This is a genomic window from Candidatus Nitrosotalea sinensis, from assembly GCF_900143675.1.
Taxonomy (GTDB): domain Archaea; phylum Thermoproteota; class Nitrososphaeria; order Nitrososphaerales; family Nitrosopumilaceae; genus Nitrosotalea; species Nitrosotalea sinensis.
Map to the genome: position 1 here is coordinate 229459 of NZ_FRFC01000001.1, position 13929 is coordinate 243387.

A 13929-nucleotide genomic window follows, 5' to 3' on the forward strand; every position below is an offset into this window, starting at 1 on the left:
AAAAATTATCTAGTGTTAAATTTCTTTTGTGGTATCACAGTTCTGCTATTGCCTGCTCTATTCCAGATCTGTCACGCGCATCAGGCATCTGCTCTAGATATTTTACAAAATCTTGCTTTGCCTCCTCTAGTTTTTTCTGCTCGTATCTTACAAGTCCCCTGTTTTTGTATAATGGTGCAAACCTGGCAGAGTCTATCTCAAGTGCCAAGGAATAGTATTCCTCGGCATTTGCATAGTCTTTTGTCTTTAGATAGTAATTTCCAAGACCCCTGTATGCAAGATAATATTTTGGGTTTAGTTGTATTGTTTTTGTATAGTATGTCACTGCATCTTGCGAGTTTTGATCATTTAGAATTCCTGCCAAAAGACACATGGCAGTAGAGTTGGATTTGTGAATATCAATTGCTTTTCTTAGTGTAGAAATTGCTTGTACGCTATCACCCTGCAGCCTTTGTTTTTCCCCATCAAAGCACAGGCGATTAGATTGCACCATATCTTTGTCAAATGAACCAATGTCAGAGAGAATATCTTGTGGTACTACAAGTATCATCAATCTATCATCTTGTTGCCACTGCTCATCAAATATTTTTTCAGGTATTGCGCCAATCTTTTCAGGCTCTGGTATATAGTGAAATATTGTCTTTTCAGTGTCATCATATCCAACTACAAGTGATGCATGTTGCACTACATCTTTTACTCCAGGAAGTATGACAATTGGCGGAACTCCAATGTCTATCATTTTTTTGAGTTCCTTGATGCTAGAGTTTGAGATTATACAGGACAGGCCATGTCTTTCTGCAAGTTCTACGCCTTCAATTAGTATGCTGCCCTTGATGTTTGGATATTTTTTTGCAATCTCTGCTGCCTCTTTTATTGATAGGTCAACTCCCCAATATTTTGAGACTGCACTTACAACAAGCGGAAGACAGATGTTTTCTTCCTGAACTAGAGGAATGTCAAGAGTATGTGTTGGATCCATCAGATGACAAGATAATTCTACAATATTAAAACTAAACCAGAGAAAATTTCTTTAGCAGTAACTTTCCATCAGGACTCATCTCCGGATGAAACTGGGTTCCAAAGATCTTTTTTGTTCCGTATTGAAATATCTCAAATTTACACTCATTAGAATGTCCAAATGGTACAAAATCGCTTCCAAGTTTTGATATCATGTACGAGTGGCTCTCAAATGCACGTATATTTCCATTACAGAGAGGATTTTCTTTTGTCACGGTGACATTGTATAGTCCATGGCGCGAGGAAGCCATCTTTTGTATTGTTCCCCCAAGTGTTAATGCAAGTATCTCTGCACCGTAACATATGCCAAGAAGGGGCTTGTCTTTTTCAAGAGCATGTTTTATCAGGCCCGAGTTTGTCGCATTCATGGCAGCATCATTTTTTCTCCTGCCGGATAATATCACAGAAGAGTATCTCTCAAGGTCTACAGACGGTATCTCAGAATACACATGAGATTCAAACGGAACATCAAGTTCTTGTATAGAGTTGACAAGTGATGGCGTGTAGACAGAGCCATTGTCTACAACTAGGAGCAATCTATCGTACACCTATTGTGATATAGTGAAGCTCAGGTACACTGTCCTGTACTGATACGGCACCAAGTTTTACTGTTCCATTTTCTTGCCAGAAGAGCACTCTGTTTCCACTTGGTTGGACAAAGTTTTTCACAAATTCAGATATGAGGCTCTTGGTTTTGTCAAGGTCAGACTGTTGTGTAAATGACACCTGTCCCTCCTCAAATGTAAGTGGGAACTGGATGGTCTTCGGAGTAAGGACTGTGATTTTTTGATCAGAGAGTATTGATTTTATGGTAGACATTCTGGCAGACTCGTCAAGTTGTAGTGCGACAGTTACGTTTGATGGTGCAACGCCGCTTACCTTTGCCAAGTATGTTGCAAATGCCTGTTGCGGTGTACTTCCCATTCCTACAAAGTATTCTCCATCAAATGCAGCACCAACTGCAGCAATTGTACCAAGTTGTGTTACAACTCCTCCAGAGCCTGCAGTATATACAGGAATAAAGTAGACATCCTGGTCGCCAATTCTATAGAGTATGTTGTCTCCAACTCTTGGAGTTCTCAAAAGGGTCTGCAGTTGTGCAAAGTCAGAGTCCCTTGCAAGTGCTTCACGAACTGCAGATGGTCCAAGAAGTTTTGTTTTTGAATCAAGTGGCACCTGATAGAACTGCATCTTGCCTAGGTTTGGTACATCGTTTTGAACTATCATGTATCCTGCCAAGTTTCGCCCTTGGGAGCCACGAAGCTCTAGAGACAGCAATCCAACATATGTCGGCTTGGTAAATCCAGGAGGCTTTGCTTCTACATAATATGTGCCAAGTCCATCTGGTACCTCGTAAAAGTCCTTTGCTTGGATAAACGTGGATGTATCAGTAACATGGTAAATGTTGAACATGTCAACCTTCCAGTTGAATAATGCTTCTGGGTATCGAAGTTGCTTGTTAAGCCATGATGGCATCTCTATGAATTGATCTGCATATTGACTTGCAAACATGTTTGTGAAAAAGTCATCACCGGTCTTGATTAGTTGCACATTTCCGTTATAGACATCAACTAGTGCATACCCTACAAGTCTCAAGTATGGATTTGATACAGACCATGGGACATTCTTGGTGTCAAAGCCTACAATCAATGGTACCAGCCAGTATGTCTTTTTGCCGTCACTTACCGGAAGAATATCAAGTTGTTTTCCAAACAAGTCATACTGGAAGTACGGATATAGAAGCTGCATTCTGTCGTGCACATCCCTGTATCTTATGATGTGTATTGGCTCTGTAGGATATGACAAGAAAAAGTTTGGCTCAAAGAGTTGGCTAATTGGAGGCTTGACATCGATTCCTCCGGTTCCATGGTATGTAGCATTGTTAAGCTCTGCAGAGACTTGCCTGTTCTGTGGATATGCAGCCCATGTCTCAGAAAACAGTCCTCCCTCTCCATAGTATATCATACGTTGCTGGAAGAATTGGTTGCTGTCCACAATGGTTCCATCATGCGCATCAAGTGTAAGAAATCCATTATCAACATGAGTATACACAAGGTGCTGGTTGTACCACTGGTTCTCCAAAGATACAGATGATGGAAGGACTGGTTTCATTGATGCAGTCCAGTACAAACTATCATTAAATCTTAGAATATCGTTATTTTCGAAATCAACATATGGTATCAGTCCAATCTCGGGCTTGAGTTTGGCAAATGCAGCATCCCAGTCCCACACTCGCACCTTGTTTAAGAGTTCATTATTTTGTGATACATAATTTGGAATGTCATTTACTGAGACTGAGCTTAGTTTTACCTCATTTGGTACTACAGTTATTTGGTCTAGTTGTCCTAGATACCTGTTTACTCCTATCTGCTCTGCCTTGTATGGTCCAAGAAACTCTATCTTTCTTGCATCTGCAATGCTGTTGTTTACTACCATTATGGAACCGGCAATTATGGCAATTACTACAAGGGTTATCACTCTGATGTAGATGTCTCTCTTTGATGGAAGGATGATTACTCGAGACTTGAACTTGTCAACAAAATAAAATCCCACAAGTGCAAATCCTGCAGCAAGTGTTCCTCCTATTTCATATTTTGTGTTATAGTCAATTTGGTCTGTAAAGAACATGTTTATTCCAGCCCAGATTATTCCAATTCCAATTATTGCCTCAATTGTTGCCACATAGTCCAAGAGTTTGGGTTTGCCTTTTGCAGCATCCTGTACATATCTTGTTACAAGTCCAATGATGTTATGCAATCCAACATAAAGTATCAGTCTAAGACCAATCACTGCGAGTATTGGTGGAACAAGAATTGTAAGCGATGGAATCATTGGTATGACATGGGTTGTGGCATATCCAGGATCTGTTGACGGTGTTACAAACGGAAGCGAGAATATCTTTAGTACGCTGTCAAGTCCAATGTCATGTCCATCAAGAAGATATGATGCAGCAAAGCCAAACATCAAATTTGTAAAAAATGCTCCAAAGAGCACGACTTTGGTAATCTGCCAAATCACAAAGTTTGGAATACTTAGTTTGTAGTCCCGGAAGCTTGGTATGTTATCTGTTACAGAGTAGCTACTTCCTCTCTTGAAAAATGTAAGTATCACGTTTAGTCCGTACCAAGACATAGAAGATCTGTTCTTGATGTTTACGCGTATGAGTGCGATAGAGGACAGTATAATTGCAGATAACAAAGAAAAGTACAATGGTTTTGTAAATAAGGTTCCAAATTCCTGGTAGTTCATGTACAAGACTACTGCTTGATTGCTTGTCAGAACAAAGACAACTATGGCAATTAGGGCAACAATTCCAATTCTTACATATTTTCCGGCATCACGTGGAGGTGGATTTGACTGGGTTGATGAATTGTACAAATTAGGTTGTCTCCCTTTGTGTCAAATTAGTCTCTTACCTGATTTCTTTTGCAAAATACCATTAATAAGTCAAATAGGATCTTGTCATAGTAGATTTCCCAAGCCCTTGCAAAGCATGTATACTGCAGCATATTTTGGCATGGAAACCTTCTCATTTTTGTACGGCCCAAATTTTTTGTTTTTCAGCCTTACCTGTGTTGGGCAGTCCACTAGAATATCTACAGAATCGTCTCCAAGCAAGCAGGCACTTTGGAAGGGATCAAATGAATCAAGATCTGTGCATTGGATCTTTGTAAGACCACTCTTGCTGTTAATTGAGCCTTCCAGTCGAAATATCCTGTGAATATCCATGGTAACCTTTGGGTCTATCTTGACACCCATAGTTTTTTTCATCTCTTCTAGTTGCATTTGAAATGCAGAGTGTCCATTTGTGATTATATCCCTTGAAATTTTTGGCGTCTTGGATTTTGACGAGAACAAGTTGCGAGCAACCCTACCACGCCATCCCTTTTCATCGACAGATGGAAGAGATGCCTTGGAGCTATATTGCCTTGGAACTCCAAATGATTCTGGTATCGCTCCATTGAACATGAGATAATCTGCCAGGTCAGCTCTTTCATGAGACCCTATGGACTCGTAGTCAGAATTTGTTACACGCATATGAAATCCTTCATTTCCAGAAAAATATACCTCAATCTCTTCTTTTTTTATGTCAAGATCAGATGTTAGCATATCAACAAGTCTTGTAACTTGGTTCTTTGATTCAGCAATACAGTTCTTGCATGTAGTTGATACAGATTCGAACTTGGCAGAGCCACACTGCTGACATTGGGGCTGGAATCCAATAGTTCCATTTCCACATGAACTGCATTTGAATATCGTATGATCTTGCCTGCATGGCAGCCCAAGGTCTTTTGCATCTATATCAAATATCAAATCAGCGCCCTTCCAGTCTTTCTCTGACATTGGAAGGCCTGGAAATGAATAGTATGCATTTGAACAATATACATCAGATGGAACTTCTTTCATCAATAACAAATGTAGCTCCTTGTCATTTTTTATCACAAGATGTCTTGTCATCCCAGAGTTGAATTTCTGGTACCCAAATTCTCGCTCAGAGGCCTTTTGCGGAACATGTATCAGATCAAATCTATTAAAATAATATTCCTTAAATGCAGATTCTACAAACTGCGCATTTTTTTCATTCATTGTGTCTTCCTCTTTTTGCCAAATTGTACTGGATTTATTATTCCATCACAGTCAGGTATCGCAAAGCAGAGACTTTCGCTTCTAAGTTTTTCACACGATGGGCACTGGTACTTTGTACCGCTTCCAGATGAACCTGATATGTGTTCAAGTTGATATCTTGTAGTCCTCTCATTATAGTCTGGTGCATTTTTGAACAGGGGAGCAATCTGGTCTACTGTTTGACCCTTGGAGAGGAGATACGTAGCAAGCAGAAACCTACCAGAGTGTGGAAGGTTCTCACCTTTTTCCAATACCTCAATTCCATGTTTTACACATGGAGGATATTCTGATGAGACAAAGGAGGCATCAGAAAACTTTTTGGCAAGAGAAACAAGATCTTCAACTCTTTGCCTAAAGCTTTCAGGTATTGAGCCAATGCTTACAGACTGGATTCTTGCATTGATGTATTCCCCAAGTTCTGCACGAATCAGCCTTACTGTTTCATGTGCACTAAGGTACACATATCCATTTGCAACTCTTCGGTTTACCAGCTTCCATTCTTTTTCATGAAAATGTACTGCTCTTTTCAAATAGTCAGGTATCTTGATTACAAATTCGTCATTGCTAATTGATACATTTACAGAAAATACATCTTGAATTATTTTTAATGGCAACTCCAGATTTTTCTTTTCTCTACTTGCATACAGGTCCTGCTGAAGATACCTCTCGGCTCTTCTTGATTCTGCAAGTGAAAATCTCTTGATTAAAGTAGCCATGCCTGCAGATTTTAGCAAAATGATTGCAACAATAAATGACAACAACTCAGAGTCGTTGTCAAGTGCATCAAGGTCAGACTGGTATATTTGACCAGATGAAGCAACCACTATTCTTCCATATGCTTTTTCCACGATTGGTTTCCAATCAGAGTGACCTAGCTGCTCAAGATTCAGTCCGGTATCTCTCAGGTATTCTCCTGCCTCTGTCAAAAAAGGATATTTTGCCAGATCTTTGACCCCAATCTTTAACATGCCTTGATTGTTCGTGCTAACCTTAAAAATCTGACTAGAATTTTTTGTAAAACAGATAATCTCATACGAGTTTAAATTATCCTAAAGTAAATCAGTGACATGCAGGTTGGATTGCATGTATCCATTGCAGGTTCAATAGACAAGGCAGTTGATAATGCAGTTGCAACAGAATGCACCGCTTTTCAGATATTTACCCGCAACCCTAGAGGATGGGCAGCAAAACCACTTTCAAATACTGATGCTACAAATTTTAAAGAAAAACTTGTCAAGAGCAAGATAGACAGACTTGCAACAGTGGCACATATGCCATATCTTCCAAATTTATCCTCCCCAGATGAGGATCCGTTTGCAAGATCTCTTGACTCTCTAATTGATGAGGTGAAAAGATGCAGCAAGCTTGGAATTCCATACATTGTTGCACATCTTGGAAGTCACAAGGGCAAGGGAGACCAAAAGGGAATTGAGATGCTTGTCAAGGCGTTTACAAAGGCTGCTGAAGATACTCCAGATGATGTAACGATACTTTTGGAAAACACTGCAGGCCAGAAAAATAGTGTTGGCTCGGATCTTGACCAACTTGGTTCCATCTTGTCGCAACTCAAGCCTGCAAAGAGATTTGGAATATGTTTTGATACATGTCATGCTTTTGCATTTGGTTATGACATGAGTACAGAAAAGGGTGCAGCTGCCACACTTGAAAAATTTGACACTGCAATAGGGTTTGAGCACTTGAAGATACTACACCTAAATGACTCCAAGGGAGAACTTGGAAGTAACCTGGATAGACACGAGCACATCGGGCTTGGCTACATTGGCGAAAAAGGCATGAAATACATCATAAAAGCAATCAACCGCAAGAAAATTCCAATAATTTTAGAGACTCCAATTGACGAGAGACGTGATGATGTCGGAAACTTGAATAAGGTAAAAGAGTTGGCAAAATAATTGTGATTTTATGGATTACGAACAAATAATGCAACTTGCACTTGAGCGTGGATTTTATTTTCCAAGCTGTGAGATATATTCAGACGCCCAGGCAGGCTTTTGGGAGTATGGTCCGTCAGGTGTTAGCCTAAAGAACAAATTCATTGAATTATGGAGAAGGGAACTTGTAAGAAGAGACAGAATGTGGGAGATTGATGGTTCCCAGATAATGTCAGAGAATGTTTTTGTTGCTTCTGGTCATCTTGCAAGTTTTGCAGATCCAATTGCAAAATGCACCAAATGCAAATCAATCTTTAGGGCAGACAAGATGATAGAAGAGATTACAGGTATAACAGTTCCAGAGAGTGCAGATCTTGAAGAGTTTGATAAAGTAATAGAAGAGAAAAAAATTGTCTGCACCAAATGCAAAGGGAGTTTTGAAAAGATAAACAAATTCAACATGATGTTCAAAGTGGGAATAGGAGCACAGGGAGAATCTGCATACCTTAGGCCAGAGACATGCCAATCCATCTTTGTTGATTTTCCAAGATTGTACAAGACAATGCGAGGAAGACTTCCAATAGGCATAGCACAGATTGGAAAGAGTTTCAGAAATGAGATATCGCCAAGGCAGAGCCTTCTTAGATTAAGAGAGTTTTATCAGGCAGAAATAGAAGTTTTTTGCAATCCTGGAAATCTTGATGATCTTGCCAAGTTTGCAGAGGTGGAAAACACCCAGATACGAATAATGATAGATGACACCATAAAGAGTGTGACATGCAAAGAAGCTTTGGAGCAGGGCTTGGTGCCAAACAAGCTTGTTGCATACTATCTAGGATTACTTGTAGAATTTTACCAAAAGACTGGAATTGATGTAACAAAAAGCAGATTTAGAAAACTAGGAGACAAGGAAAAGGCATTCTATGCCACTGTTGCATTTGATTTTGAAGTACAGACAAACACTGGATGGCTTGAACTTGTTGCATGCAATTACAGATCAGACTATGATTTGAAAAATCACGCAAGTGTAAGCAAGGAAAAATTTGAGGTCATGGATGAGGAGACCAAAGTTTTGCCGCATGTCTTTGAGATATCAATGGGAATAGACCGAAGTCTGTACACCATGATAGAACACAGACTCCGTGAAGACAAGGAAAACGATAGAATAGTGCTCTCCTTAGAGCCGTACTTGTCCCCAATTCATGTAGGTGTTTTGTCCCTTGTAAAAAAAGACGGATTGGCTGAAAAGACAGAAGAAGTTTACATGATACTGCGAAAAAAATATGATGCATTTTTGGACCACTCGGGTGCAATAGGTCGAAGATACAGAAGACTTGATGAAGTAGGTGCCCCGTTTGCAGTTACCATTGATCACCAGACACTAGAGGACGGTACCGTAACAATACGAAACCGTGATTCTATGAGTCAAGAAAGAATCAAGATCTCAGAGCTTGATTCACATTTGGCAAAAGCAACTGCATTCCCATAATTTAGGTCAAGGATTTTCAGTGATAAATGGAGTATCTACTGCTCTATATTTTACCTTGAGTATAGTATCATCCATTGCATGAGCCACAGGTGCCATAGTGTTTGTCGAGTCAATCTCTACTTTCCAGTCTCCGCCAAGTGAGTCTGCAGAAGTTATTGAGAATCTCTCAAGAGAGTCATCAGATCCTGTATATCGTACTCTGTAAACTTGATCCCCGAGAGTAATTGACTTTATTCCTCCTGCCTGTCCAATTGTGGAGGATGATACAAGGCAGCTATCACTTGGGCCAATTACACATGTACCGTCTGGAGATACCACCTTGTATCTCATTGTGCCGTCGTTTACAAATGATGAATACAATACTGATGCCTTGGCTACAGTCACATTTCCTAGCAATACATCCTTGACAGTAGATATATGTGATAAAGGCATGTTGTATGTTCCTGGGAACGTGACTGTATTGGGTGGAGTATTGTCTACAATCTCATTTCCAAAGATCTCCGCTCTTGTTTCTAGTCTGTAGCTTGAGATCTTGCCAACGGTATTGGTCTTCCATTCAAGGTTTACCTTAGTTTGTCCTGTATTGAAGATTTGAGGTTGGGAGGCATATACTATAGTTCCATTGGCTACCAACACTATGTTACCATAGACTGGTCCAGTAGAATTGTTGACAAAGTATGCAGTAGGATGACCTGTGGTGCCCTCTGCTCTTGCACCTTTGACATCAAGATCAATGCTGCCAATAATTGGATAACTTGGTTTTACTCCTATTGTGTAGATATCAGAGTCTGTCTTCTTGTTTGCACTATTTTCCACATGTACCCAGTATTTTACTGCAGGTGTCTGTAGGAGACCAGATGAAATTGTTCCAGACAGGAGGTATGTGCTATTTGATATTTGTAATGGTACAACATTCATTGTTACTGCATTGTATTGTCCAGAGTTATCTGAGATGCTTGCAGATCGTAACTCGGCTGATGTCATCTGTGTCGGTGTATCCACAATTGCATACACTGTGAGTGGTTTGTTGTCCACAAATTGTGTAGAGTCGGCAGGTTGTTTGGTTCCGTTTCCTACTTGGGCTCGTACATCAAATATCTTTGGTGCAGAGAGGTCTACTTGTACAGGTGATATTGTGATTTCAGTTTGTGTATAGTCTAGGTTTTCACCGCATCCATTTACAGTAACTGTCTTTCCTACTGAGAATATGTTATGGTTGATAGATTCTAGTGCAACTACCTCAAATGATGTCTCTTTTGGAGAAAGCGAGGCCTGGTATACTAGGTGACGTATAGTGGAGTTGGAGTTTTCTTGTGCATATGGCTGGTTTGCTAATAGTTGTGCACTTACTACACCAGTTACAGATGTACGGACAATTACCATTGGGTCTACATCACTTACATCTGTTGCAACTTGGATTATTGCAGTCTGGTTATCACATGTTTCATAAGATATCTTTTCTATCTTAAGATAAGGACCTGCGCCTCCTCCATTGTTTGATGCTGTACCATATGTTCCCACTCCGAATCCTGTTCCTGTACCTCCACCTCCACCTACACTAGATGTTCCAGTAGATGTGGATCCAGGAGATGGGGATGGAGAGGAGGCTGGTGGTGCTCCCAGTGCAAATTGTGAAAAGTGTTGTGTCTGTACTACAACATCACAAGAATTGCTGTTTCCTGCAGTAGGTGCAGTAGAGATTATTGTTACTGGGTTTGTTGTCCAGCTGTTTGTACTAGGATCGTATACAAAAATATCAGATGCTGGACAACCATTAGAGTCTACTTTGACTCCTGATGGGTTCTTTGGTAGCTGTAATGTTAGTTTTGGCGGGGTAGCAAAGTTGTGTGGATCTCCCCAGTTAAAGCCCCGGTGATTTTCTTCATATGCGTATGTTACATTGATGTATAGTGAAAGCTTGTCATTAGAAGGCAAAGCTGGTTTGGATGACGGTAATGAATTGATTGTCTTGATTACAAACCAATCGTTAGTGGCGTTGCTTGATGGACTGGAACTATTGGATTTGATGTCCATGAGTTTGAGTCCTCCAGTTGGTGGTATTATAGAACTTTGAACTGGTATGTACATTTGTTGACCTGGAACAATCTTGTCAAGTGGAGGTGTTGTGATAGATTGGCTTGCACTTGATGCATCAGGTGCAGCAATTACTGTAGGTACTACAGATACTACTGAGGCACTCTTTGGTACAGAATACGTTGGTACGCCTAGTGATTTGATAATATCAGAGCCTGGAGTATTTTGTGAAAATGATGATGTTTGTAACAATACAGATGCTTGACTGTTTATTGCAGAGGTTACCTGTGATTGGTTGACATTTCCAGCAGATATGATTGGAGGCAAGTTTTGTACTGCGTCTATTACAGTAGAAGTGCTACCGTTAACCTTGATTGCATTAAATGAAGACTTCCAAGTATCAAGTGTTGTACCGTTAAGGTTTGGTGCAGATGTAATTACAGTTTTTGGTAATGTGTTTAGATTTGTGGACACAGCAACTAGTCTGAATATTGATGTTCCATTGATGTTGCTGTTATCTACTGTATAGATTGTAGAGTTTCCAAGTACGTTATATCCTGTAGGAATGTGAGTCATGGTTATATTGTAGGGTCCAAATGGTATGAGGGTTACCACAGTTACACCATTGTGGATACCATCATGATCAAATGCGCCTCCATCAATTGCTACTTCTGATGATGGGCCGCCATTTGGATCTGGTGTAATTGTATAGGTTGCATTTTCAACTAGGTGATTGTTCTCATCCAATGCTTGGATCTTGACTCCACCCTTGAATTTGATGGAATGAGTAAGCGATAGCGAATCGGAGAGTGATTGTGTGAATGATTTTTGTGTAGTGATTGCACTATCGTTGAGTCCTAGCGAGTCTGAAAGTGATTTTGTGATAGATGCTTGTGCACTGACAGTATTGTCGTTGAGTGTGAGTGATTCTGGGAATAATTTAGTGATAGATGCTCTAGTATTTACTGAATTGTCGTTGAGTGATAGTGAGTCTTGGAGATTCTTTACCGATACACGTGGGTTGACGGTATTGTCGTTGAGTGTGAGTGAGTCGTGGAGGTTGAGTATGAGTGTATTTTGTACATTGACTGTATTGTCATTGAGACCTAGTGAGTCTTGAACATTCTTGATGGATATGTGTGGGTTGACGGTATTGTCGTTGAGTGATAGTGAATCGTGGAGATTTGCTACCGATATGTGTGGGTTGACGGTATTGTCATTGAGTGATAGTGAGTCTTGGAGATTCTTTACCGATACACGTGGGTTGACGGTATTGTCGTTGAGTGTGAGTGAGTCGTGGAGGTTGAGTATGAGTGTATTTTGTACATTGACTGTATTGTCATTGAGTGTGAGTGAGTCTTGAACATTCTTGATGGATATGTGTGGGTTGACGGTATTGTCGTTGAGTGATAGTGAATCTGAGAGTGATTTTGTAAATGAGTTTTGTATGTTTACAGTGGTATCATTAAGTCCTAGTGAGTCTTGGAGGTTCTTTATCGATACACGTGGATTGACGGTATTGTCGTTGAGTATGAGTGAGTCGTGGAGATTTGTTGTAAATGTATTTTGTACATTGACTGTGTTATCATTGAGTGTGAGTGAGTCGTGGAGGTTGAGTACTGAGACTTGTGGGTTGACGGTATTGTCATTGAGTGATAGGGAATCGTGGAGATTTGCTACCGATATGTGTGGGTTGACGGTATTGTCGTTGAGTGTGAGTGAGTCGTGGAGGTTGAGTACTGAGACTTGTGGGTTGACGGTATTGTCATTGAGTGATAGGGAATCGGAGAGTGATTTTGTGAGTGTATTTTGTACATTGACTGTATTGTCGTTGAGTGTGAGTGAGTCTTGAACATTCTTGATGGATATGTGTGGACTGACGGTATTGTCATTGAGTGTGAGTGAGTCGTGGAGGTTGAGTACTGAGACTTGTGGGTTGACGGTATTGTCATTGAGTGTGAGTGAGTCGTGGAGGTTGAGTACTGAGACTTGTGGGTTGACGGTATTGTCATTGAGTGATAGGGAATCGGAGAGTGATTTTGTGAGTGTATTTTGTACATTGACTGTATTGTCGTTGAGTGTGAGTGAGTCTTGAACATTCTTGATGGATATGTGTGGACTGACGGTATTGTCATTTAGTCCGAGTGAGTCGGAGAGTGGCTTTGTTTGACTGGATACGTGGGGGTTGACGGTATTGTCATTTAGTCCGAGTGAGTCTTGAAGGTTCTTGATAGATATGTGTGGACTGACGGTATTGTCATTTAGTCCGAGTGAATCTGAGAGTGGCTTTGCAAATGAGTTTTGCGTACTAATGGTATTGTCGTTGAGTGTGAGTGAGTCTTGAACATTCTTGATGGATATGTGTGGACTGACGGTATTGTCATTTAGTCCGAGTGAGTCGGAGAGTGGCTTTGTTTGACTGGATACGTGGGGGTTGACGGTATTGTCATTTAGTCCGAGTGAGTCTTGAAGGTTCTTGATAGATATGTGTGGACTGACGGTATTGTCATTTAGTCCGAGTGAATCTGAGAGTGGCTTTGCAAATGAGTTTTGCGTACTAATGGTATTGTCATTTAGTCCGAGTGAGTCTTGAAGGTTCTTGATAGATATGTGTGGACTGACGGTATTGTCATTTAGTCCGAGTGAGTCGGAGAGTGGCTTTGTTTGACTGGATACGTGGGGGTTGACGGTATTGTCATTTAGTCCGAGTGAGTCGGAGAGTGGCTTTGTTTGACTGGATACGTGGGGGTTGACGGTATTGTCATTTAGTCCGAGTGAGTCGGAGAGTGGCTTTGTTTGACTGGATACGTGGGGGTTGACGGTATTGTCATTTAGTCCGAGTGAGTCTTGAAGGTTCTTGATTGATCTGGT

Annotated in this window: 8 protein-coding genes; 2 read left to right on the forward strand and 6 right to left on the reverse strand. The window is 40.6% G+C overall.

All coding sequences use genetic code 11. The features are described from left to right. Positions 1 to 34: 34 nt before the first annotated feature. The 5 genes from NSIN_RS01265 to NSIN_RS01285 form a co-directional block, all read right to left on the reverse strand. Positions 35 to 979, reverse strand: coding sequence for a tetratricopeptide repeat protein (locus NSIN_RS01265; protein WP_101008987.1), 945 nt, complete (start codon positions 977 to 979; stop codon positions 35 to 37). A gap of 31 nt (positions 980 to 1010) precedes the next feature. Next, positions 1011 to 1553, reverse strand: a complete 543-nt coding sequence (locus tag NSIN_RS01270; protein WP_101008988.1) for a type 1 glutamine amidotransferase — start codon at positions 1551 to 1553, stop codon at positions 1011 to 1013. A gap of 1 nt (position 1554) precedes the next feature. Then, the gene (locus tag NSIN_RS01275) at positions 1555 to 4395 is read right to left on the reverse strand and encodes a UPF0182 family protein (RefSeq protein ID WP_101008989.1); all 2841 of its coding nucleotides are present in this window, start codon (positions 4393 to 4395) and stop codon (positions 1555 to 1557) included. 84 nt (positions 4396 to 4479) lie between these two features. Beyond that, a complete protein-coding gene (locus tag NSIN_RS01280; protein ID WP_101008990.1) occupies positions 4480 to 5604 on the reverse strand; it encodes a DNA primase small subunit domain-containing protein in 1125 nt (374 codons plus the stop codon). After that, entirely contained in the window at positions 5601 to 6611 is a 1011-nt protein-coding gene (locus NSIN_RS01285; protein ID WP_101008991.1) for a DNA primase, read from the reverse strand. The genes NSIN_RS01280 and NSIN_RS01285 overlap by 4 nt, the downstream gene beginning before the upstream one ends. 99 nt (positions 6612 to 6710) lie before the next feature. Here NSIN_RS01285 and NSIN_RS01290 point away from each other — a divergent pair, with 99 nt between their 5' ends. Then, positions 6711 to 7556 carry a deoxyribonuclease IV gene (locus NSIN_RS01290; protein ID WP_101008992.1) on the forward strand — a complete coding sequence of 282 codons (846 nt, stop codon included), beginning with the start codon at positions 6711 to 6713 and terminating at the stop codon, positions 7554 to 7556. 10 nt (positions 7557 to 7566) lie between these two features. After that, positions 7567 to 9024, forward strand: coding sequence for a glycine--tRNA ligase (glyS, locus tag NSIN_RS01295; RefSeq protein WP_101008993.1), 1458 nt, complete (start codon positions 7567 to 7569; stop codon positions 9022 to 9024). 6 nt (positions 9025 to 9030) lie between these two features. Here the strand turns inward: glyS and NSIN_RS09780 are convergent. Further along, a partial coding sequence (locus NSIN_RS09780) for a hypothetical protein (protein ID WP_449289574.1) occupies positions 9031 to 13929 on the reverse strand: 4899 nt, incomplete at its 5' end.